24 protein-coding genes and 1 tRNA gene are annotated in these 21,101 nt (G+C 42.8%); 17 read left to right on the forward strand and 8 right to left on the reverse strand.

Annotated features, from left to right (window positions below):
* The 10 genes from yhbY (at position 1) to SRRS_RS10635 (ending at position 7,279) form a co-directional block, all read left to right on the forward strand.
* Positions 1-309 carry a ribosome assembly RNA-binding protein YhbY gene (gene yhbY / locus SRRS_RS10590; RefSeq protein WP_371368612.1) on the forward strand — a complete coding sequence of 103 codons (309 nt, stop codon included), beginning with the start codon at positions 1-3 and terminating at the stop codon, positions 307-309.
* A 21-nt stretch (positions 310-330) separates the two neighbouring features.
* The gene (gene proB / locus SRRS_RS10595) at positions 331-1,458 is read left to right on the forward strand and encodes a glutamate 5-kinase (RefSeq protein ID WP_371368614.1); all 1,128 of its coding nucleotides are present in this window, start codon (positions 331-333) and stop codon (positions 1,456-1,458) included.
* A gap of 15 nt (positions 1,459-1,473) precedes the next feature.
* Positions 1,474-2,727 carry a glutamate-5-semialdehyde dehydrogenase gene (locus SRRS_RS10600; protein ID WP_371368616.1) on the forward strand — a complete coding sequence of 418 codons (1,254 nt, stop codon included), beginning with the start codon at positions 1,474-1,476 and terminating at the stop codon, positions 2,725-2,727.
* Between the two features lie 192 nt (positions 2,728-2,919).
* Entirely contained in the window at positions 2,920-3,081 is a 162-nt protein-coding gene (locus SRRS_RS10605; protein WP_371368618.1) for a hypothetical protein, read from the forward strand.
* A gap of 83 nt (positions 3,082-3,164) precedes the next feature.
* Complete coding sequence (gene nadD / locus SRRS_RS10610) at positions 3,165-3,779, forward strand: nicotinate-nucleotide adenylyltransferase (RefSeq protein WP_371368620.1); 615 nt, start codon at positions 3,165-3,167, stop codon at positions 3,777-3,779.
* 124 nt (positions 3,780-3,903) lie between these two features.
* Entirely contained in the window at positions 3,904-4,155 is a 252-nt protein-coding gene (locus tag SRRS_RS10615; protein ID WP_371368622.1) for an RNA recognition motif domain-containing protein, read from the forward strand.
* Positions 4,156-4,290: 135 nt separating this feature from the next.
* On the forward strand, positions 4,291-4,860 hold the full coding sequence (yqeK, locus tag SRRS_RS10620; RefSeq protein WP_371368624.1) for a bis(5'-nucleosyl)-tetraphosphatase (symmetrical) YqeK: 570 nt from the start codon (positions 4,291-4,293) through the stop codon (positions 4,858-4,860).
* A 42-nt stretch (positions 4,861-4,902) separates the two neighbouring features.
* Positions 4,903-5,907 (forward strand): LCP family protein, encoded by a 1,005-nt coding sequence (locus tag SRRS_RS10625; protein WP_371368626.1) that lies wholly within the window; start codon positions 4,903-4,905, stop codon positions 5,905-5,907.
* A gap of 133 nt (positions 5,908-6,040) precedes the next feature.
* Positions 6,041-6,391, forward strand: coding sequence for a ribosome silencing factor (gene rsfS / locus SRRS_RS10630; RefSeq protein ID WP_371368628.1), 351 nt, complete (start codon positions 6,041-6,043; stop codon positions 6,389-6,391).
* 6 nt (positions 6,392-6,397) lie between these two features.
* Positions 6,398-7,279, forward strand: a complete 882-nt coding sequence (locus SRRS_RS10635) for a S1 RNA-binding domain-containing protein (protein WP_371368630.1) — start codon at positions 6,398-6,400, stop codon at positions 7,277-7,279.
* A 94-nt stretch (positions 7,280-7,373) separates the two neighbouring features.
* Here the strand turns inward: SRRS_RS10635 and SRRS_RS10640 are convergent, their stop codons facing one another.
* A complete protein-coding gene (locus tag SRRS_RS10640) occupies positions 7,374-7,511 on the reverse strand; it encodes a hypothetical protein (RefSeq protein ID WP_371368632.1) in 138 nt (45 codons plus the stop codon).
* A gap of 55 nt (positions 7,512-7,566) precedes the next feature.
* Positions 7,567-7,767, reverse strand: a complete 201-nt coding sequence (locus SRRS_RS10645) for a hypothetical protein (protein WP_371368634.1) — start codon at positions 7,765-7,767, stop codon at positions 7,567-7,569.
* A 156-nt stretch (positions 7,768-7,923) separates the two neighbouring features.
* On the opposite strand from SRRS_RS10645, the gene SRRS_RS10650 reads away from it, so the two are divergent.
* Entirely contained in the window at positions 7,924-8,112 is a 189-nt protein-coding gene (locus SRRS_RS10650) for a hypothetical protein (protein WP_371368636.1), read from the forward strand.
* 70 nt (positions 8,113-8,182) lie between these two features.
* Here SRRS_RS10650 and SRRS_RS10655 read toward each other — a convergent pair whose 3' ends face one another.
* The 3 genes from SRRS_RS10655 to SRRS_RS10665 all read right to left on the reverse strand — a co-directional run bounded on the left by SRRS_RS10655 (position 8,183) and on the right by SRRS_RS10665 (position 10,719).
* The gene (locus SRRS_RS10655; RefSeq protein WP_371368638.1) at positions 8,183-9,511 is read right to left on the reverse strand and encodes a hemolysin family protein; all 1,329 of its coding nucleotides are present in this window, start codon (positions 9,509-9,511) and stop codon (positions 8,183-8,185) included.
* Positions 9,512-9,729: 218 nt separating this feature from the next.
* A complete protein-coding gene (locus SRRS_RS10660) occupies positions 9,730-10,317 on the reverse strand; it encodes a YqaA family protein (RefSeq protein ID WP_371368640.1) in 588 nt (195 codons plus the stop codon).
* Between the two features lie 326 nt (positions 10,318-10,643).
* Positions 10,644-10,719 (reverse strand) — tRNA-Ala (locus SRRS_RS10665).
* A 181-nt stretch (positions 10,720-10,900) separates the two neighbouring features.
* On the opposite strand from SRRS_RS10665, the gene SRRS_RS10670 reads away from it, so the two are divergent.
* The 4 genes from SRRS_RS10670 (at position 10,901) to SRRS_RS10685 (ending at position 15,102) form a co-directional block, all read left to right on the forward strand.
* The gene (locus tag SRRS_RS10670) at positions 10,901-12,097 is read left to right on the forward strand and encodes an amidohydrolase family protein (protein WP_371368641.1); all 1,197 of its coding nucleotides are present in this window, start codon (positions 10,901-10,903) and stop codon (positions 12,095-12,097) included.
* On the forward strand, positions 12,090-12,953 hold the full coding sequence (locus tag SRRS_RS10675; protein WP_371368643.1) for an AAA family ATPase: 864 nt from the start codon (positions 12,090-12,092) through the stop codon (positions 12,951-12,953). The genes SRRS_RS10670 and SRRS_RS10675 overlap by 8 nt, the downstream gene beginning before the upstream one ends.
* A complete protein-coding gene (locus SRRS_RS10680; RefSeq protein ID WP_371368645.1) occupies positions 12,950-14,326 on the forward strand; it encodes a VWA domain-containing protein in 1,377 nt (458 codons plus the stop codon). The genes SRRS_RS10675 and SRRS_RS10680 overlap by 4 nt, the downstream gene beginning before the upstream one ends.
* A 98-nt stretch (positions 14,327-14,424) precedes the next feature.
* On the forward strand, positions 14,425-15,102 hold the full coding sequence (locus SRRS_RS10685; RefSeq protein WP_371368647.1) for a TerC family protein: 678 nt from the start codon (positions 14,425-14,427) through the stop codon (positions 15,100-15,102).
* A gap of 61 nt (positions 15,103-15,163) precedes the next feature.
* Here SRRS_RS10685 and SRRS_RS10690 read toward each other — a convergent pair whose 3' ends face one another.
* From SRRS_RS10690 to SRRS_RS10700, 3 genes are all read right to left on the reverse strand, one after another.
* Positions 15,164-16,057: a hypothetical protein gene (locus SRRS_RS10690; RefSeq protein WP_371368649.1), complete on the reverse strand. Its 894-nt coding sequence runs from the start codon at positions 16,055-16,057 to the stop codon at positions 15,164-15,166.
* A 102-nt stretch (positions 16,058-16,159) separates the two neighbouring features.
* Positions 16,160-16,771 (reverse strand): 4Fe-4S binding protein, encoded by a 612-nt coding sequence (locus SRRS_RS10695; RefSeq protein ID WP_371368650.1) that lies wholly within the window; start codon positions 16,769-16,771, stop codon positions 16,160-16,162.
* A gap of 160 nt (positions 16,772-16,931) precedes the next feature.
* Positions 16,932-17,879 (reverse strand): metal-dependent hydrolase, encoded by a 948-nt coding sequence (locus SRRS_RS10700; protein ID WP_371368652.1) that lies wholly within the window; start codon positions 17,877-17,879, stop codon positions 16,932-16,934.
* Between the two features lie 291 nt (positions 17,880-18,170).
* Here SRRS_RS10700 and hyfB point away from each other — a divergent pair, with 291 nt between their 5' ends.
* Positions 18,171-20,201 carry a hydrogenase 4 subunit B gene (gene hyfB, locus SRRS_RS10705; protein WP_371368654.1) on the forward strand — a complete coding sequence of 677 codons (2,031 nt, stop codon included), beginning with the start codon at positions 18,171-18,173 and terminating at the stop codon, positions 20,199-20,201.
* A gap of 5 nt (positions 20,202-20,206) precedes the next feature.
* Positions 20,207-21,094, forward strand: a complete 888-nt coding sequence (locus SRRS_RS10710) for a respiratory chain complex I subunit 1 family protein (RefSeq protein WP_371368656.1) — start codon at positions 20,207-20,209, stop codon at positions 21,092-21,094.
* Positions 21,095-21,101: the final 7 nt, after the last annotated feature.

Consider the following 21,101-nt stretch of genomic DNA (forward strand, 5'->3'; position numbering starts at 1 on the left):
TTGCAAGCAAATGAAACAACACTGACAGGCAAGCAAAAGCGTTTTTTGCGCGCAATGGGCAGTACGCTTGATCCTGTTGTACAAATCGGTAAAAGTGGTGTTATTGATACCGTTATCGAGAGTGCTGAACAGGTTCTCGTGGCCAGAGAGCTTATAAAAGTAAGGGTATTGCAAAACAGTCCGGAAGAACCCAAGGAGGCGATTGCCAGCCTGGCAAGAGCAACCGAGGCGGAACTTGTACAAGTAATAGGACGGAATGGCCTATTATATAAAAGGAACGAGGAAAAACCAAAAATAGAATTGCCGTAATTAATGGGGAGTGTCGCTATTATGCTTACCAGGGAAAATTTATGCAATGCCAAGCGCATTGTTGTTAAGGTTGGCACCAGTACTTTAACTCATGCGACAGGCAAACTAAATCTTTTACGCATTGAAAAACTTGCCCGGGAATTATCAGATCTTGCGAACCAAGGAAAACAAATTATCTTGGTTACTTCCGGTGCTGTTGGTGCCGGTATGGATCGATTGGGGCTAAAAGAAAAGCCTAAGACCATACCGGAAAAGCAAGCGGCCGCTGCTGTCGGGCAAGGAATTTTGCTTCATATTTATGAAAAAATGTTTGGTGAATATGGCCAAATTGTCGGTCAGGTTTTATTGACTCGTGCCGATTCCGTTAACCGTAAGCGTTACACTAATTCCCGCAATACTTTAATGGCGCTCTTAAACCAGGGCGTCATTCCCATTATCAATGAAAATGACGCTGTTTCCATTGATGAGCTTAAGATCGGTGACAATGATACACTGTCAGCTATGGTTGCCAGCATTATCGACGCGGATTTGCTCATCATTTTGTCAGATGTAGAAGGTGTTTATACCGCTAATCCTCAGACAGATCCAAAGGCGGTGCTCTTAAGTGAAATTACCGATATTACCCCAGGCATCGAAGAACTGGCCGGGGGGCCAGGCACTATGCGCGGGACAGGCGGCATGCATACCAAGATTCAAGCTGCCAAAATTGCGGTTAATTCCGGTGTAGCGATGGTAATTGCTACAGGCGGCCGAGAGGGTATAGTTCGTGAGGTATTAGAAGGGAATAATATAGGTACAATCTTTATTTCCAAGGAGAACCGTCTGCAAATCAGGAAACGGTGGCTGGCTTTTGGTGTCAGTGTAAGCGGACGCGTAACAGTAGATACAGGCTGTGAACGAGCGCTTTTAGAAGGCGGATCCAGTCTACTGGCCGCTGGAGTTACTGATGTTAACGGTGACTTTGAACAAGGAAACACAATTAGTATAGTCAATGAAGGTGGCCGGGAATTGGCACGCGGAATAACCAATTATTGTGCGGAAGACGTAAAAAAGATTATGGGTGCACATACTCATGATATAACTCAGTTACTTGGTTCAAAACCATATGATGAAATTATTCACCGGGACAATTTGGTACTCTTGGTGTAGAGGGAGAGGATAGGTGTGGACTATATAACCGAGCTTGAAGACCAGGGCAGAGTTGCCAAACAAGCAGCCCGCAAATTAGCAACTTTGTCAACGGTGGTAAAAAATCAGGCACTTTTAGCTATGGCTAAGGCGTTGGAGGAAAATCACAGCCAAATTGTTATTGCGAATGCAAAAGACATTGCAAATGCAGAAAATAGCGGTATGCCTAAGCCGCTTATTGATCGGCTGTTGCTTAACGAAGCAAGAATAAAAGCTATGGCAGATGGGCTGCGCCAGATTGCCGCTTTACCTGACCCTATCGGTGAGACTTTAACTGGCTGGCAGAACCAGAACGGCCTCGCTATTAGCAAAGTGCGTGTACCGTTGGGCGTTATCGGCATTATCTACGAAGCTCGTCCGAATGTTACCGTAGATGCTGCCGGACTGTGTTTAAAAGCCGGGAATGCTGTTATTTTGCGTGGTGGGTCTGAAGCCATAAACTCTAATACCGCCGTTACCGCAGTTATTGCGCAAGCGGCTTATGATACCGGCATACCTCAAGGAGCTATCGCGCTTGTTTCCACAACTGATCGTCAGGCGGTAACTGCCATGCTCAAACTTAACAAGTATCTTGATGTTATTATTCCCCGCGGCGGTGCCGGACTTATAAGAACAGTTGTTGAAAATAGTACCGTGCCCGTTATCGAAACAGGTACAGGTGTTTGTCACACTTTTGTTGATGAATCCGCCGATCTAGATATGGCTCAGGAAATTGCCTTTAATGCCAAGGTCTCTCGCCCCGGTGTATGTAACGCCATGGAAACCTTGCTGGTTCATGCTGATGTGGCAGCAGAATTTTTACCGGATATGCTTGAACGTTACCATCAGGCCGGTGTTGAGCTTAGAGGCTGCTATGAAACCATGAAGTATCACCAAGCCGTTAAACGAGCTACTGAGTCCGATTGGGCAGCGGAATTTCTTGATTTAATCTTAGCCGTACGGGTGGTTGACAGCTTAGATATGGCGTTGGAGCATATTGCCGCATATAGTACACGGCATTCGGAAGCTATAATTACTAAGGACTATAACAATGCCAGAAGATTTCAGCAGGAAGTGGATGCTGCTGCTGTTTATGTTAATGCATCAACCCGCTTTACCGATGGCTTTGAATTTGGTTTTGGCGCCGAAATTGGGATAAGCACTCAGAAACTTCATGCTAGGGGGCCGATGGGACTGCCTGAACTTACCAGTATCAAGTATGTCATAAATGGAAATGGTCAGATAAGATAGTCATGCGGTGATAACAGATGGGATTGTTATGGGGCTGTGTTAGTTACACAGCTTCTGACGATCTTGTTTTCTTTTTTTGACATTCGCCATGCGACCGGAGGAAATGCTTTTCGATTGCTGAATAATAATATGGTTTGTTAATGGGTTATAAATTAGGATCTGTCCGTTAAAAAACGCTATAGGTAGAAGCTTATGAATAAGATAAAACAGCTAACAGGTTACTATTATGCTGTACGAAACTATATGCAAACGCCTAAGGGGCGCCATGATTTTGTCGACTATGCTCGGGCTGTGCTTGTAATTACCGGAGTTATTGCAGCTGCCGGGATAGCAATAAAATGGTTGAGTAATTGACAGTGCCCTTTTCATAATGACAAGCATTTGTTATAATGTAAATAAATTTGAATTTTTTGGATATTTCCGAAAGGCAGATATATATGTCGCACGCAAAAGCTAAAGTAGGTATTATGGGCGGAACATTTGACCCGATTCATGTAGGTCATTTAGTAACGGCTGAAGCTGTCCGCATTGAATATAATCTGGACAAGGTTCTATTTATTCCTGCCAGTAATCCGCCACATAAGCAAGAGTCCCTAGTTACACCTGCAATTCATCGGTATATTATGACCGTGATGGCTACATACTCTAATCCGCACTTCTTTGTCTCCGGCATCGAACTTGAACGTTCTGGACCCTCGTATACGGTAGATACTGTCAGAGCTTTAATTGATTGCTATGGTGCCAGTACTCAGTTTTATTTTATTACCGGTGCAGATGCTGTTAAGGATTTGCCTACATGGCGGGAAATTGATCAACTATTAGACTTATGTTACTTTGTAGCTGCTACTCGTCCTGGCTGTATCAGTTACATTGATCAAGTTATAAAGCAGTTTGGTGCTAAAGGGCGGCGCAGTATTCAGCGCTTAGCGACGCCAGAACTCGAAATATCTTCAACTGATATTCGGGAACGAGTAAAAAAGGGTCGTTCGATAAAGTATATAGTTCCTGAAAGTGTTGAAGCCTATATTTATAAAGAAGGTTTATATCGTTAAAAAAGACTTTCGTGCCAAATATAGGCAACATCAGATAGGCATAAATCTTTTATTATTGCAGATAATGTTAACGTAAAACTTATTTTGGTTTTTCAAGTATCTGATGTAACGGAGGTGATTTCCTTTGGCAAAAACACTCTATGTCGGCAATCTACCTTGGAATACTACAGACACAGCTCTTGCCGAAGCCTTTAGTCCGCATGGCTCTGTAATTTCCAGCCGGATTATTACTGACAAAGAAACTGGGCGTTCCCGCGGATTTGGTTTTGTAGAAGTAGAGGATGATGATGCTGACAAAATGATTGAGGCTATGAATGGCTCTCAAGTTGGAGGTCGGCAAATAGTTGTTAACGAAGCTAAGCCTAGACAAGGTTAAAAAAGGCAATGAGCTTTAGTGAATAAAATGATAGCATGTATTCACCTCCTAGTTATAGGAGGTTTTTTATTATTGAAAAAGGATATCTGCATAAACTGACGAATTTTAGTAATATAGAACAGGTGGTGTAATATTTTGAAATATAATCAGGCAGCAGACAAGCTGTCAAAAGCGTTGGCACCTAAACGCTTTACCCATTCTTTGGGAGTAAGTAAGGCAGCAGCTGAATTAGCGGAAACGTTTGGGGAAGATATAGAGAAGTCGAAAATGGCCGGACTGCTTCATGACTGCGCCCGCGGCATATCCAGTAATAACCTATTGCAAATGGCTGAAGGCTTTGGTATAGTGGTGGATGATGTCGAACTTTCTCAGCCGATATTAGTACACGCGCCGCTTGGTGCGTATTTAGCTAAAGCAGATTATGGGATTGATGATCCTGAAATACTAAAAGCCATTACGCTCCATACAACTGGTGCGGCTAATATGTCGAAACTCGAAAAAATTATTTATTTGGCTGATTGTATTGAACCAAGCCGGGACTATCCTGGTGTGGACAAGCTTCGAATGTTAGCCATGAGAGATTTGGATGCTGCTGTACTTGCGGCTTTTGATCAGTCACTTCAATTTGTTATTGAACGGGGTTTGCTCATACATCCGGCTACCGTTGAAGGCCGCAATTACTTATTACAAAGACAAAACATTTAATTCATATGTAAAGGTGTTGTCTTTTGGAGAGGAGATGATACCGTGAGTGACTTAGAACGTAGAGTGCAACGAAAACGAAAAATTCGCTGGGATAGAATTTTTATTCTTTTACTATTATTTTTGGCGGCAGTGGTTGCTTTAGCAGGTGCTACTGTTTACGCTTATCTAAGTATAGTTGGTAATCCGTCCTCTGTTTCGGTTGCTAAGTCGGTAACGGAACGCCCCCCGGAAACATTAAAGAATAGAGTAAATATTCTTCTCCTGGGGGTCGATGATAAAGACCGTGAGAATCCTTATGATACAGCCAGACGGTCAGATACTATGATGGTTGCAAGTATTGCTCCCGAAGATGGAACTGTTAAGTTATTATCTTTACCGCGAGACACAAAAGTAACAATCCCTGGACGTAAAGGCTACGATAAGCTCAATCATGCCTATGCTTACGGTGGAGCAGAGCTGGCTCGCAGCACAGTTGAGCAATTTTTACAAATTCCGATTAATTATTATATAGTTATTGACTGGCAGGCTTTTATTAAGGTCATTGATGTTTTGGGCGGGGTAGATCTTTATGTTGAACATAATATGAACTACCAAGACCCCTATGCCGACCTCGATATTCATATCGAAAAAGGTTATCAGCACTTGGATGGAGAAAAGGCTGGCCAATATGTGCGTTTTCGCAGCGATGAGCTTGGGGATATTGGCCGTGTTCAGCGTCAACAACGGTTTTTAAAGGCTTTGGCTAAGCAGACATTGCAGGTTGGTACAATTTTAAAAGTACCTGCGTTAGTGAATACTATTAACCAATATGTTGATACCGATATGTCGGTAATGACTATGGTAAAAGTAGGTAATAGCCTTAAGTCTTTTAATGCTGGCAATCTTACGGCTGAGATGTTGCCAGGTGATTTTGCCACAATTGATGGACTCAGTTATTGGATACCAGATAAGGAACAGATGAAACAGCTTGTTGAAACTATGTTTATGTCTGTAGCTAAGGCCAGCAGTACAGCCAAAGATGCCTCGGCTGCTACAAGAAAGAACTAAGACTTGGAGGGAAAGCTGTGTTTTAGGCGGCTTTCCTTTTTTTTTGCAGGAAACTTGCCTACTCAGTCCGAATAAAATAAATTTAGAAAGAAAAAGCTATAATCAAGAGTTTTCAGGAGGTATTTTGTAACCAATGATTCATACTGACAGCAATTTAGCCGAATTAGTAGCCAAAGCAGCTAGTGACAAAAAGGCGCATGATATTATTATTATGGATTTGACAGGAATTTCACCGGTGACGGATAACTTTGTTATTTGCAGTGCCAATTCGAGTACTCAAGTGCAGGCAATAGCTGATAATATTGAAGAGCAGCTTGGTGAACATGGAGTTAGGTTGCTGCATAGAGAGGGATACAGGGAAGCACACTGGGTGCTTCTGGACTATGGCAACTGTGTGGCGCATATTTTCGTCGAAGAGGATCGCCGTTTTTATAATCTTGAACGGCTATGGGGCGATGCCAAACAAGTCTCTTATCAAGGTTAGGTGAATATGAATAACACCAGACATAACTACAAACCCGGTGATGTAGTAGAATTAACTGTTGTCCGTAAGAGTGACTTGGGTGCGTTTTTAGACGTGGGCACTGGAAACACCAGTGACGACATTTTGCTGCATAAGGCGCAACAATCAGAAGAAGTTGAAATAGGACAAAGTGTAAAAGTATATCTTTATAAAGACCCTAAAGGTCGGCTTACTGCAAGTATGCGATTACCGCAAATGCGGGAAGGCCAGGTTGCCAGGGTTGAAGTTATTAACACGACAAAAGACGGTACTTTTGTAAACATAGGCGCGGAGCGTGGTGTGTTTATGCCGCATGCCGGCAGACGCGGGCTCCCACGGCGAGGCGAAAAGGTATGGGTCAAGCTGTACCGTGATAAATCAGATCGTTTAGCGGTTACTATGGAAGTTGAAGACGAACTGAGAAAGGCTGCTAAACCGGCGGAAGGAGTCAAGGTTGGCGATATCGTCACCGGCTCGGTATATAACTATAATGAGCAAGGGGCCTTTATTTTCACTAAAGACAGGTTTATTGCTTTTTTGCATAATGACGAAATGACAGAGCGGCCCAGGGTTGGCGCTGAACTTGATACCAGAATTACATATATCCGGGAAGACGGGCGGCTTAATGTATCAATGCGTCCTGTTAAGGAAAATGCTATGGATGCTGATGCGGAAAAAATACTGCAAGTGCTCCGAACAAGAGGAGGGCAGATGCCCTACAGCGATGATACCCCGCCGGAAATAATCAAGGAGAAATTTAATATTAGTAAAGCGGCTTTTAAAAGAGCACTCGGCCGTTTACTAAAGGATAACCGGATTGAGCAGAAGGAAGGCTGGACATATTTAAAAGATAATGAGGATGGCAAGTAAGCCATCCTCATTCTATATCATTTTCTCCTGGATATGGATAAGGAAACTTGGCTTCCGCTTTCGCTAAAGGCTCGGCGCAAACCATGTTTCTTTATCATGTGGGGAGTGAATTTTTGCATGGTCCGTGTTTCTTTTGATTAGAGTTAGTGTCGTTGCTTCTGGTATTATTCATATCGGCTGCTGGTTTGCTGTTTTTGGCATTGCCGGAGTCTAATAAATCTTTTGCGGCCATGAAATCCCCTCCTTTTTTAGTGCAACGCGGTAAACTACCGCTATCTTCCGGGAGTTCAGCCCCCTTCTTTAGTAAACTCCTCAGAATATTCGACTGAAGGCTGAAGATCGGCTGCAGAGACCGTGTCATTGCTTACCTGGTATTTAGATTGAGTAGAGCTTGTACGAGGCTCTTCACTAATCAGATCTTTAGCCCCTACATGTGATTGGCCGACAATATTTTTGCCGTTCCAAAAACTCGTTTTTTGCGTTGCCAAAATTATCACCTCCCGTGCTGATATTAGTTTTCCCGCAGAAATAGGTAAGCATGAGCGACAATGATTGCTAGTTTTGTTAACAGCGTCGTTGTCATTTACATGTTTTTTGCTTTGGCGGAAAGACTAATTTTAATACAATAAGGGAGGTTCTTTGCCATGGATCAGCAGTTACATATGATATCACTGCAAGTAAAAGCACTTAGACAACAACTTAGCGATCTTATGCAAAACTCTAATTCGGCTGATGCTGAAATAATAACAGCCAGCAGTACTTTGGCGGCTCAGTTAGAGGATTATGCTCACACTATTAATGAGAAACGCTATCCATCAATGCGTACTTTTTAGTATTTAGAAACGAGTAGTTACCGTGAATGAATAAGTTAACCCCTACGAATTTCGCAGGGGTTAACTTTATTTAGCATTGATCCATTTTATCGCTATTTAAACTGAGGGTAATAAGTACTTTATCAACTCGTGCCTTATCCATATCCACAATTTCAAAATTATATCCATTCCAATTAAAATTATCTGCAGTGTTGGGGATACGTCCCAGGTAGGAAACAACAAACCCGCCAAGTGTTTGGAAGTAGCCTCTTTCTTCACCCGGTAAATGATCAACATTCAGCAAGTCTTTAAGTTCTTCAGCTGGTAACATACCATCTACCAGCCACGATCCGTCTTGCCGGGCAATAACATCTGGTTCTTCAATTTCGCCGAGACGCGGTATATCTCCCACAATATGCTCAGCAATATCATAAAGGCTGATTAATCCGGAAATGCCGCCATATTCATCAACTATCAGTGCTAAGTATATTCCGGTTTCTTTAAACTTTTCCAGAGCTTTTAATGCAGGGGTATTTTTGGGAATATAGAGAGGCTGGCGGGCGGCCGACTCGAGATGTAATGGCCTACCGGGATGATAATTTGCTAAAATTTCATTAGAATAAACAACGCCCACAATATCGTCTAAATTACCCCGGGCGATAGGGAAAAACAGATGGTTGGTATTCCGGATAATGCGCAAATTGTATTGGTCATTATCTTCCAAATCCAACCACTTGATTTGCGTGCGTGGTGTCATGAGTGCGCCTACGCGCATATCTCCAAGTATAAAGATTTTTTCTAACATATCGTGTTCAGATTTTTCAAAAACACCATGCTGTGCTCCCTGACCAATTAGAACTCTAACCTCTTCTTCTGTTACGGGTGGTTCCTCCGGTGGTTTGGCTCTGAGAAGTTTCATCACCATAGTAGTTGAAATACTCAGCAGATGAACCAGCGGGCGATTAAGTCTGACAAAAGCGGATATTGGTCTGGCAACAAATGCTGCGATGGGTTCAGGGTTATTCAATGCTAACTTTTTAGGAACTAATTCACCCACAATAAGTGACAAATAGGTAATTATTCCAACGACAATGGTGAAACTGATCGGAGCGCTGTAACTGCGCAGCAAGGGAATTGTATTTAGAATCGACGCAAGGTAGTTCGAAATCTTTGCACCGCCAAATGCACCAGTAAGAATTCCTATTAGTGTTATGCCTATTTGTACTGCAGATAAGAGCGGTGTAGGCTCTTCCACCAATTTCAAGGCGGCGGAAGCACCTTTGTTGCCGGTTGATGCCATATTTTCCAGGCGGGTTTTACGCGAGGATACAATAGACATTTCTGTTAAAGCAAAAAGGCCGTTAGCCAAAATTAGAATAAGGATAATTATTACCTCGGTACTGATAGAAGCAGTGTCCAAAGTTTCAATAGCACTCTCCCTTTTCAAAAAATAAATTACTATTATACAATTATAGCATTCCCTGTGTAAGTAATATCAAATGCGTTACAATTTCGTCAGGTTTATCCAATCGATTGGCTGCTTTGTCAACTTGGCAAACCATAAATTGAGATAGTTGGCAAAAAGTGATACTGATAAAAAACTACCCGCTAGCTCAATAGCAGCGGGTGTTTCATTTATTACAGTTTATCTAGCGCGGTATTTTCCTTTTTGCTTTTTTTCAGAGCATAAGCAACTAAGGCAACCGCTGCAATTACGATAAGCGAGATGATCAGCATATCATCTTTATGTTGTGTAAACATTTCCACGGCTTGAGCACCAAAGTAGTAAATGAGAATACCTTCCAGGAAAAAACGTTTGCCGCGTCCAAGAAACGAGATAATTAAAAACATCGGCATGTTGATTTTAAGCGCTCCGGCTGTAATGCTGATAAATTTGTACGGAATGGGAGATAACGCCGCCAAAAATATTGCCAAAACTGCATTGTCTTGTACCGTATCATGAATTTTATCTATATATTTGTTAGGTATAAATTTTCGGGCAGCTGGCAGACCGATTTTTAGACCGATCAAGTAGCCAATTAAACCACCGACGATAGACGCAAATGTAGCAGCTAAGCCGTAATATACAGCATTGTGTGGATTGGCTAGAGCTAATGGGATAAGAAGCAGGTCAGGCAGTACAGGGGATATAAATGATTCCGTGAAAGCAGCAATTAAGAGACCGGTAAGACCCCATTCTAATAGTATTACTACTAATGCTTCCATTGACACGCTCCCCTATTTTTTTTAATCCTGATAGAAAGTATAACTTTCGCCTGGATAAGGGCAACATCGGCTTCCGCTTTCGCCAAAGGCTCGGCGCAAGCCGTGTTTTCTTTATCAAAAAACAATAAAAAACGAGACACTTTTGGTATAATTTATATCAATACCAGTGCCCAGTTGCATTTATCTAACTTTTGCAAGTATAGTAATAGTTTAACTTACTTATTCGTTTCAGTCAAGTTAGCATAATCATGGGGGAAAAGTAATTCCTTGGTTGTACCACTAGATAAAAACAATAAAAAACCGAAAGAACTAATCTCTTTCGGTTTTGGTGGAGATAAGCGGGATCGAACCGCTGGCCTCTTGAATGCCATTCAAGCGCTCTCCCAGCTGAGCTATACCCCCATGTTGTTGTATTTATATAGAATTATAATGAAGCACTTGGATAATGTCAAGAATTCACCAGAAAAATAATTGAATTGGCAGGTACTTAAGCACATAATGACGAATTATTCTGACACGAAATGTTATTTTATTCACGCAAACAAGTTGGAGTGATGTAACTAAGGAAAGAAGGAACCCAAAAATGACGTTATTCAAAATTGGTTTGCTTATTGATGGAACAAAGGACAAACCTCGTGAGGCTTGTTATCTTGCAGTTGAGAACGACAAATTTACTGGAATAGGCTGTGCTCAGGACTTCGCCTCAGAGCAGCTAACGGCAGCTGTCGATTATTCGCAATATACTGTGATGCCCGGATTGATAGATCCGCATGTACATTTATTTCTAGAAGGAATATCCGATATGAAACAACGTGCGCAGCGGTGGAAGGAAGATAAAGATACTACTTTGCTGCGGGCGGTTACTAACTTAACTAGAACGATCCGGCAGGGGGTAACTACTGTCCGCGACTTGGGCGGTCCCTTTGGAATAAATGTATTTTTGAAAAAGGCTGTTAATCAGGGCAATGCCCTGGGACCACGTGTGCTAACTGCCCGGCAGGCTATTTCGATTACTGGTGGCCACTTTCACTATGCCGGGGGGCGGGAAGCCGACGGGGCTGAAGAGATGACCAAGGCGGTGCGTGAACAGGCAAGGGGTTCTGCCGATTGTATAAAACTGATGATGACAGGCAGCGTTAATTTTGTTCGTCAGGACGCTGGTATTGTTGAATTGTCATTAGTGGAAGCCAAGGCCGCAATAAATGAGGCTCGGCGGCTGAAGAAGCCGGTTGCGGTTCATGCCAACGGAGTTGATGGTGTGCGTCAAGCCTTGGATACCGGTATTACCACGTTAGAACATGGTGCGCTCATTGATGAGGCTACTCAAGAATATATTACTGCTAGTGGTGTTTATTGGATACCAACACTGGTGCCTTTTGAGCGAATGTTGGATTATGGCCGCAATCACCAGACAAAGACTTTACCGGCGGAAGGCGTAGAGCGAGTATATGTGCGGCATCAAGCTATGGTTGCCCGGGCATATCAGGCCGGAACCAAAATCGTTGCAGGTACCGATGCCGGGGCATTAGGTGTTAAACATGGCGATATGTGGCGGGAGATACAGCTCTTAACCGAGTGTGGTATGCCAACGATTGCGGCCTTACATGCTGCTACCGGTGTAGCTGCAGAAGCAATAGGCATGGCAAATGAGATTGGAACAATTGAAATAGGTAAGCGTGCTGACTTAGTAGTGCTGGACGGTAACCCTCTAATGGACTTGACGAACATTAGAAAAATAGTCAAAGTTTATAAAGCGGGAAAGGAAGTATTTCATGCTTGAAGCGATTAATGACCTTAAAAATGGATTGGCTGAGCATGGTTATTTGACTGATGATAATTTAGCTGCTGCAGTGTATTTAGCGGAGAAACTAGAAAAGCCATTGCTGTTGGAGGGCCCTGCCGGTGTTGGCAAAACCGAATTGGCAAAGGCCTGGTCGCGGCTTCGCAATTGTCAGCTTATTCGGCTGCAATGTTATGAAGGGCTTGACGAGAGCAAGGCTTTATATGAGTGGAATTATCAAAAACAGCTATTATACATCCAGATTGAGGCTTTGGCTGAAAGCGGCTGGGAAACCGGCCGGCAGCAGATTTTTGACCAAGAATTTTTACTTAAGCGCCCGTTATTAACGGCACTCACCAGCCAGCGGCCGATAGTGCTGCTGATTGATGAGATTGATAAAAGCGACCAGGAGTTTGAAAGCTTTTTATTAGAGGCATTATCCGACTGGCAGGTTACTATTCCTGAATTGGGCACCATATGCGCCGTTACCCGGCCGTATGTTGCACTGACTTCTAATAGCACCAGAGAATTAGGTGATGCTCTGCGCCGGCGCTGTTTGCACTTTCATATTGACTACCCTGATTTTGAACGGGAATTAGCGATAGTGGAACTTAATGCCCCGGGGGTTGAACGTAAATTTTTAAGCCAGCTGGTAGAGTTTGTGCAAAACATTCGTAAACAGCCGCTCAAGAAGCCGCCAAGTGTAACTGAAAGTATTGATTGGGTACTGTCTATGGAGATGTTAGGCGCCGAATTGACTGTGGATACCGTTCGTGCTACTCTCACCGCCTTACTTAAATATACTAAAGACCGTGATTTTATTACTGACAAGCTTCCTTATTTGTTAAAGCCATGAAACAGGTAATCGTTGACTTTGTAAGACTGCTAAGAGAGGCCGGTCTCACAGTAACAACAATGGAAGCGAGTGATGCATTGAAGTCGGCTGAACTAACTGGATTTAATCCGGCGCTGCTAAGAGGGGTGTTAGAAGCCACCCTTGTCAAAAGTACCTGGGAACAGCCAATTTTCACTACTTTATTTGATTTATACTTCGATTTAGTGTCAGAGACTCCAACTAAATATATTCATGCTGGTGCCCAGACATTAACTATAAAAGGTGCAACCGCTGACGGCGGCGGACGTAGCGCGTCCGGGGCTGGTGGTGATGCCGATGGCCTGTTAGATCTGATTTCTAATCAGCCAACCGCTGTATTGGAGGAATTGGCCAGACAGTTTATTACTGATACAAACCTTGATAGTGCCCAGCCTGAAGAAATTTCGAAAAAAGTGCGAGAAGTCCAGGTAAAATTAAGATGGTTTGAGGCAGTGAACAAAATTGATCGGCAATATGGTAACAGGCAGATTAAAGAGGGTATATTTCAAAAATGGCAAAAGACTTTTTTCCAGTTAGAAGTCTTGCTACGGCGTGAACTGGAACGAAAGGCAGTGCGGCAGTTTGGCCGCCAGCATATTGCCAAGCTAGTTGAATACGCTAATCTTCGTCGGCGGGAATTTGATTGCTTAGCAGCGGCAGAACTTGTTACTGTTGAGCAGGAGATTGCCAAACTAGCCAAAAAGCTGGCCGAACGGCCAGGAATTCGGATGCGTAGGGCAAAAAGCGGTAAAGTGGATATTCGCCGGACATTTCAGGAGGCGGTAAGAACAGGCGGTTGTCCGCTGTCGTTAAAATATCGGGACAAAATAAAAAGTAAAATCGACTTGTGGTTGCTCTGCGATGTTTCTAATTCAGTAGAACGATTTAGCCGGTTTATGCTGCAGTTGGTGCAGGCAGCACATAGGCGTTATGCTAACATTCGCTCATTTGTTTTTGTAGATGAAGCAGTCGAAGTTACAGAATGGTTTAAGACGCAAGATGTTAATGCATTTTTGCAAGCCAGGCATCTTAGAGATCGTTTTAACCGCCGGGTAGGTTTGTCGCGTTATGATTTGGTCTTTGAACAGATGGCCCGGTATGAACTTTCAGCCATCGGCGGTCATACTAAGTTAATTATTTTAGGAGACGGACGGAATAATTGGCATCCCGGCGGAGCCGATGAGCTAGCTAAAATTGCTGAACGGGCCCAGGCTATATACTGGCTCAATCCCCTGCCTGAGAGCAATTGGCTGGAGGGTGACTGTTTGATGAGAGAATACCAGGGTTATTGCCGGCAAGTATTTGAATGTCGAAATTTAGAACAATTGACAGAAGTTGCCAATCGGATATTATAGTCCGGTTGGCTATTTTTGTCAGGTACTATTTGCTTTTAAGGCGGCAATACTAACAATGTTAAATTTGTTTGTACATTTTTATGCTGGAGGTGAATATCGTGGAGTGGGCAGTAGCTCTCCTAAGTATTATTACTGTAAATTTGCTTTTAAGTGGGGACAATGCTCTGGTCATTGCTTTAGCCAGCCGCAAGCTGCCGCCTGACCAACAAAAGAAAGCCGTATTTTGGGGGGGAGCCGGAGCTATTGCGCTAAGAGTAGTATTGACGCTTGTGGCTATAGTATTGCTTAAGATTCCCTATTTACAACTGCTTGGTGGCTTGGCTTTACTATTGATTGCTATTAAACTTTTGGCAGGTGATGACAGCCAGGAGGAACTCGAGGCAAAAAATAGTTTAGGTGAGGCTATAAAAACCATTATTGTTGCCGATATGGTCATGAGTATTGATAATGTTATAGCTATTGCCGCGGTTGCAAAAGGAAATTTTCTTTTGTTGATTATAGGACTATCCATCAGCATTCCAATCATTATTTGGGGCAGTAAAGCTATTCGTTTACTTATGGAGAGATGGCCGATAGTTGTAACAATTGGTGCAGCCTTTCTCGGATGGACGGCAGGTGAGATGGCGATAGCCGATAAAAAAATTATGCCGGTTTTAGAGCAATATTTCTGGTCGCACTGGGCGATCCCTTTGTCATTTGCCATTATTGTCGTTATTGTTGGTTTTACGCTCAACAATCGTAAACGACTGAATAACGAGCAAAAAGACAACCGATAGCTCGTTAATGCTAAGGTTGTCTTTTTGTTTTCTGCTGGTTGAAGATCTCATAAAAGCAACTTTAAAACTTAAATTCGCCGCCCATATACCAGCCATACTGTTCCTGGGTAGCTTTTGTCCAAGTTATATCAGAGCTTGTATTTTCAGTACCAGTGTATAAGCTATTTCTTTGATATCGGTAACCTACCGTAAGCGAATTATCCTGCCGGCCTGCAACCAAATACTTTAGCCCGATCTTCCCATCAAGCATTTGTCCCGTCCCAGTATGTTTGAAGTCCAGTTCGCGCAAATTCCACCAACCATGCCCTTCGACTACCGTTAAGGGAGCGTAAGCGATGCTACCGACAAGTGCTAGCTTAGGGGTAAGCTGTTTTGTTTCTGTAACCCCGATATGTGGGCCATGGTAAACAATTGAATAAGTCGAATCTAAGTTAGGTAAGGATGTAGATACTGCATTATAATTCATAACAGAATAATAGCCTTGTTTCATAGTGTACAAGCTGTTGGAGTAGCCGTAGCCATAAAATAATTCGGTACCGGGGTTAATGGCGTGTTTAAAATTAAGGTTTAATAAGGTGCTGCTGCCACTTGTCCGAAACATACCATAATACCATAAATCTGGGGAGTGTGAGTAATCCCAATCAGAATCGTTGCCGGTTCCTTGCTGTAAAGAACCTAATATGCCTACTTCCAATTGTACCTTATGGACAGGAGAGAGAGACTCTTCATAATTAACAGTAGCATAATTGCCTGAATGGGGATAATAAAGTTCAGAAGCACCGCTATTGGCATTTTGAATGGACGGACCACTGCTGTTACCGGGAAAGGTAATATGCCACTGTTGTGAGCCACTAGTCTGCCAATTACTAATCGAGAAGGTGGATGCTGCTGCTCCGATTGGTTGCGTGAGCATAAGCGTTAACGTTACTACGAATATACCCAGAGAATTAGGCATTTTGCCACTCCTTGTTTACATAAACTATTAACTGTTCGTTAATTCGCTGGACAGTATGAAATCCCCTCTTTGCAGTAAAGTGGTAGTTTTTTGTATTAATGGTTACTTTTCAAATACTAAGCTTTTCTTAGGACAGGCCGCAACACATTTTTCGCATTTCAGACAATCACTATGTGTAAAACCTGATTCTTTTCCTTTGCCTTCCTGGGGGGAAAGGGCAAACGGACAGGCTTTACTGCAAAGCTTACAATTAACACAACTGTTATCAACGTGAAGTGGCTTGGTGTTCTTATGGCTGAACCAGCTAGCCATGGTTCCCATTGGGCAGAAAGAGCACCAGGTTCGATGATTATAAAGAAGACCTAATACTATTCCAACAACAGTCGTTATAAAAATAATGCGTAGAAATACTAAGCCCATTTCGTCTAGGTTACCCCAGGCATAATACATCTGGATACTAAACACGGACAGGATAAAGATTACCATAAAGCTTCGGAATACTTTTGTGCGAAAGAAGGATGGAATAGATTTCTTAGGTGAAAACTTAGACAAAAAAGTATCATACAGACTGCCACGGGGACAGTAATTTCCGCACCAATAACGTCCTTTAACTGGTGCTATCAATACAGGTGCCAGCATACAAATCAGGGCAACAATACCAGCAGCCGGGAAAAAGTAGCCAACAATTAAATAAATAAAAAAGAACCAATACATGATAATGCCCTCCTTTAACGTCATAACCACTCCCTTGGGGGGGGGGTGGTATAATTATATAGAATAATACCGGAGTTTGCAAGAAAAAAATAAAAGAGATTGTCTTATACTCACAATGAATTTAATCAACATCATTGTGATAGTAAAACAATCTCGTTTGCTAGCAGGGGATTCTTATTGTTCTTCCTTCGGTTTTAATATAGGAATCGCAGGGCTGTTCATCATTGCCAAAAACAATGGTAGCGCTGTGTAGAAAACTCTTATTGAGAAAGTAACGTAAATCATAAATATGCACAAGTTTTGCCTTCTGCTTATTATCGTGATGTTCTGTAACATAGCTAAAGGGAGTAAAGGATGAGAAAAACTCTCCCAAAATAGTTTTTTGTGCTCCTTGAGCAGCTGGAGATAGGGATTGTTTAGCTAGTTCGGAGTGGATGATTATGTTTAGATTAAGAATGCCTAATTGGCCAACATAGTATTGTGTGTTCGTTTCCACAACAAAATCCCAGGATAGTATACTTTTAAGTGAAGGTAAAACAAGAATTCGGATAATAGTAGTGTCCGCAAAATATTGTTTTAGCCAACTTGAGGCCCGTAATTTCAGCGCATATCGTATAACTATATATAAGCCAGTGGATGAAAAAAATAGAAGCGAGGTTTCCTTGGCAGGCAACCCTTGGAGGAAGACGGTAAGCATTATACTTAACAATACCGGATCAAAAACATTTAATAAACTAAAACTTTTGCGTTCACGACTAATCGGCCATAAAATGGCCGCTCCGTGGGCGTTAAAGAAATCTATAATAATATGGGATAAGCCACCTAAAAAGGACCAAATAAAAACCTTATCAAGCGGAGCTTCCGCGAAAAAACAAAAAAATCCAGCGGTAATTAAGCTTGACCACATAACAAGTCCGGGAATGGAATGGGAAAAGGCCCGGTGCTGTCTGAGTAAAGCAAAGTTGCCGCGGACTTTTGCGATAATATCAAAATCAGGTGCTTGAGCACCGATAATTGCCGCTAAGTAAATGGGGTTATGAAAGCTTAATGGATCACCGGATAAGCCCGCAACGGCAATACCCAACAGAGCATGGGATAATGAATCCATAGCAAAGCCTCCTCCATTCTAGGTAACATAATAATGGGACTTGATAATTATATCACACCTAGTGGGGAGGAGGTCTATTGGTAATTAGTGTATATTAAATGGTTACAGAATTGCTGTTTCACTTTTTTCCAAGAAATGAACGATTGTATATTGGCAATTTGCTTTCTTTATCAACATAAGCTAGCAAAGTTATATAAATTTCTTGTTTTTTTGTTACACGTAACCACAATATTGTGCTACAATAGTAACATTGATGTTTTCAACCAATTTACCCGACTGGAGGCGGTACTTATGATTGCGGAGTTTTTGTTTTATTTGTCGCTGGCTTTTCTTATAACAGGTGTACTGTCACCATTTATCACCAGGAATACCAAAATAGTAAATTGTCTTGCACACGGAATGGCAGCGCTGGGATGTATAGCAGCCGTACTGTGTGCAATTTTTATTTTTACTAGTGGCAAAGTTACCTTTGTTACACCATGGTTTTTAATAGGTGAACAAGTACAGGTTCGACTGGACTATTTGGCGGCGTTTTTTTTGCTGACGATTGGGTTAGCGGGTAGCGCAGCCAGCGTTTACGCTATGGGGTATACTCGTGAATATTATGGAGACGGCCGACGGTACCAAGTTATGGTGGCGCTGTATAGCGCCTTTATTTTATCTATGATTTTGGTAGTATGTGTGAGTCATGTGATCGCATTTATTGTTGTGTGGGAATTGATGGCAGTTACTTCATTTTTTCTGGTCAATTACGAACATGAAAAACCTGAAACCGGGCGGGCTTCCTTTGTTTATATTGTTATGACACATGTAGGGACAGCCTTTGTTGTCACCGCCTTTTTTCTATTGGCTCTTAAAGCCGGCAGTTTTGGTTTTGATAAGTTCTCCCAGGTGGGAGCGAGTCTCGATATGTGGACGAAAAATGCAATCTTTTTATGTGCAATCATTGGTTTTGGTACAAAGGCTGGCATTATTCCTTTGCATATCTGGCTGCCACGGGCACATCCGGCAGCTCCCAGCCATGTCTCGGCCCTGATGTCAGGGGTAATGATAAAGACAGCTGTTTACGGGTTATGCCGCTTTTATCTTGAGTTTTTAGGGGTTGGCCCTGTCTGGTGGGGTGCGCTTGTTTTAGTCCTTGCTATTGCTTCTGCCGTGTTAGGAGTACTATATGCACTGATGGAGCGGGATTTAAAACGCTTGTTGGCTTATTCTAGCGCCGAGAATATCGGTATTATTTTGTTAGGACTTGGTGCAGGGATGATCTTTGCCACAAAAGGGCATGGGATCTTGGCAGCATTAGCGTGGGTTGCAGCACTATATCATGTACTAAACCATGCAATATTCAAGTCATTGTTATTTATGGGGGCGGGGGCCATTCTTAAATCCTCGCATACTAAAGATATGGAAAAGCTAGGCGGTCTGATAAAGAAGATGCCTTACACCGCAGGATGTTTTTTGATTGGTGCGGTAGCCATTTCCGCATTGCCTCCGTTCAACGGTTTTATCAGCGAATGGCTTACGTTCCAGGCATTGTTTTGTTTGCCGCAAGCTTGGACAGGTGCTTTTGGTAAAATGTTTGGCGCAATATTGTTAGCCTTGCTTGGCCTCACCGGAGCATTGGCAGGTGCTTGCTTTGTTAAAGCTTTTGGTATTACCTTTTTGGCCAAGCCGCGCAGCATTCATGCCGAACGGGCAGCAGAAACAGACAAGCCTGCTCTTGCTGCAATGACTCTGCTTTCTGGATTATGTTTAATTCTGGGGCTATGGCCTGAACTTATTATCACTGTTATTAAGCAAGTGCTTCTTGATACAGCTGGCGTAGACGTTTCACAAGCATTTGCCGGCACTATGTGGTATTCCGCAGGAATTCAAGCTGCCAGCGGAAGTTCCAGTTTGAGCATGCCTATCGTGATAATAAGCATACTTTTAGGCGCGGCAATGGCATTGATCATATATAGAATATATGGTACTCCACAAGTTAACACAGACGTAACCTGGACTTGCGGTATTGTGCCAAATGCCAGAATGGAATATACGGCTACAGGCTTCTCTAAACCTATCCGATTAGCGTTCCGCTCTATTTTACGTCCACAACGGGAAACGGTTGCAGATCTGAGCCCTAATCGCTATTTTGGCCGGAGGCTGAGTTATCATGTAGGAATTACGGATATTTTCAGCGCAATTTACCGTCCTCTTAACACCGGAATCATTAACGCTGCTCAATTTATGAAAGCAATTCAAGCCGGCAGTGTTCAGATTTATATTGGATATATTACAGCAGTTACAGTATTAGCATTAATTATAACTAGCGGGTGGTGATAGATTTGGAACAAGCGACTAAAGTATTAATTAGTTTACTGTGTGCTTTGTTTATTATGGTGGCAGCGCCGCTGGTTGCAGGTGTAATTAAGTCAGCTAAGGCCTGTATGCAGAATCGCCGAGGGCCTAAACTGCTGCAGGTATATTATGATTTGTTTAAATTACTGCAAAAGGATAGTGTCGTATCGCCTACAACTTCCTGGATATTTAGAGTTGCTCCATATATTTATTTTGCCAGTGCGTTTGGTGCGGCTGCATTATTGTACTCAGGGGATTTATTTGCCTTGTTGTATCTCTTGGTTGCCGGGCGCTTTTTCCTCGTACTGGCTTCGCTGGATGCCGGCAGCACTTTTGGCGGGATGGGCGGCTCCCGGGAGATGTATATTAGTGTGCTGGTAGAACCTGTTCTGTTGTTATCGTTATTAACTGTGGCCGTGAGAGCTGGTTCGACAGGGCTGACAACCATGGCTGGTGCGGCGGCAGCCGCTCCGTTCTCGTTACCTTATATATTCGCTGCAATTGCTTTTTTTATTATATTAATAACCGAAACTGGACGTATTCCGGTCGATAATCCTGATACTCACTTGGAATTGACTATGATTCATGAAGGTATGGTGCTTGAGTATTCGGGACGTTGGCTTGGTTTAATCTTGTGGGCATCTGCCATTAAGCAATTGGTGTTTATCCTCTTGTTTACCGTATTATTTTTCCCATGGCAGCCAGGCGGGGTATCGCCACTTGCGGCTGTTATACTGACAATTGCCAAAGTAGTCATTACTGCACTTATTTTAGCTGCGGTGGAAACCAGTACTAATAAAATGCGGCTATTTAAAGTGCCGGGCTTTATGAGTGTTGCCGGCATGCTGGCATTGTTGGCCTTAGTGGCTCAGTAGAAAGGGG

It is taken from the genome of Sporomusa rhizae (genome assembly GCF_041428845.1).
GTDB lineage: Bacteria > Bacillota > Negativicutes > Sporomusales > Sporomusaceae > Sporomusa > Sporomusa rhizae.

Excerpts from the sequence above, each read along its gene's own strand:
- SRRS_RS10675 (WP_371368643.1), top strand. The coding sequence starts at position 12,090 with ATGCTTGAAGCGATTAATGACCTTAAAAATGGATTGGCTGAGCATGGT.
- SRRS_RS10605 (WP_371368618.1), top strand. The coding sequence starts at position 2,920 with ATGAATAAGATAAAACAGCTAACAGGTTACTATTATGCTGTACGAAAC.
- SRRS_RS10635 (WP_371368630.1), top strand. The coding sequence starts at position 6,398 with ATGAATAACACCAGACATAACTACAAACCCGGTGATGTAGTAGAATTA.
- SRRS_RS10640 (WP_371368632.1), bottom strand. The coding sequence starts at position 7,511 with ATGGCCGCAAAAGATTTATTAGACTCCGGCAATGCCAAAAACAGCAAA.
- SRRS_RS10660 (WP_371368640.1), bottom strand. The coding sequence starts at position 10,317 with ATGGAAGCATTAGTAGTAATACTATTAGAATGGGGTCTTACCGGTCTC.
- hyfB (WP_371368654.1), top strand. The coding sequence starts at position 18,171 with ATGATTGCGGAGTTTTTGTTTTATTTGTCGCTGGCTTTTCTTATAACA.
- SRRS_RS10680 (WP_371368645.1), top strand. The coding sequence starts at position 12,950 with ATGAAACAGGTAATCGTTGACTTTGTAAGACTGCTAAGAGAGGCCGGT.
- nadD (WP_371368620.1), top strand. The coding sequence starts at position 3,165 with ATGTCGCACGCAAAAGCTAAAGTAGGTATTATGGGCGGAACATTTGAC.
- SRRS_RS10690 (WP_371368649.1), bottom strand. The coding sequence starts at position 16,057 with ATGCCTAATTCTCTGGGTATATTCGTAGTAACGTTAACGCTTATGCTC.
- SRRS_RS10695 (WP_371368650.1), bottom strand. The coding sequence starts at position 16,771 with ATGTATTGGTTCTTTTTTATTTATTTAATTGTTGGCTACTTTTTCCCG.
- SRRS_RS10670 (WP_371368641.1), top strand. The coding sequence starts at position 10,901 with ATGACGTTATTCAAAATTGGTTTGCTTATTGATGGAACAAAGGACAAA.
- rsfS (WP_371368628.1), top strand. The coding sequence starts at position 6,041 with ATGATTCATACTGACAGCAATTTAGCCGAATTAGTAGCCAAAGCAGCT.
- SRRS_RS10700 (WP_371368652.1), bottom strand. The coding sequence starts at position 17,879 with ATGGATTCATTATCCCATGCTCTGTTGGGTATTGCCGTTGCGGGCTTA.
- SRRS_RS10650 (WP_371368636.1), top strand. The coding sequence starts at position 7,924 with ATGGATCAGCAGTTACATATGATATCACTGCAAGTAAAAGCACTTAGA.
- proB (WP_371368614.1), top strand. The coding sequence starts at position 331 with ATGCTTACCAGGGAAAATTTATGCAATGCCAAGCGCATTGTTGTTAAG.